The 494-nt window shown below is 43.5% G+C and carries 1 rRNA gene; it reads right to left on the bottom strand.

Annotated features, from left to right (window positions below):
• Positions 1-324: 324 nt before the first annotated feature.
• Positions 325-494, bottom strand: a 16S ribosomal RNA gene (locus tag GHO41_RS29525); the annotation flags it as partial.

Raw genomic sequence — 494 nt, forward strand, 5'->3', positions numbered from 1 at the left:
CATATAACCCCAAGCAATCTGGTTATACTATGAAGACAACATTCGCCGAAAATTCGCACACTCAATTAAGAGAATCAAAAATTTTACCTTAGCCTGAATAAACACCAGTGAAAGTGTCATTCAGTCTATCTTTCTATCACATACCCAAATTTTTAAAGAACGATCTAATCAAAAGATCAGAAATCAACATTCACCATCGTTTGATGGAATGCTCATTTCTAAGCTTTACGACAGAAAAACCACAGAGTAACTCTGCAGTTATCGTCTTCTACAATGAATCAAGCAATTCGTGTGGGAACTTATGGAGCAGCTGATGTCGTCGATTAAGGAGGTGATCCAGCCGCAGGTTCCCCTACGGCTACCTTGTTACGACTTCACCCCAGTCATGAATCACACCGTGGTAACCGTCCTCCCGAAGGTTAGACTAGCTACTTCTGGTGCAACCCACTCCCATGGTGTGACGGGCGGTGTGTACAAGGCCCGGGAACGTATTC

The organism is Pseudomonas sp. FSL R10-0399 (assembly GCF_009600165.1).
GTDB classification, from domain to species: Bacteria; Pseudomonadota; Gammaproteobacteria; order Pseudomonadales; family Pseudomonadaceae; genus Aquipseudomonas; species Aquipseudomonas helleri.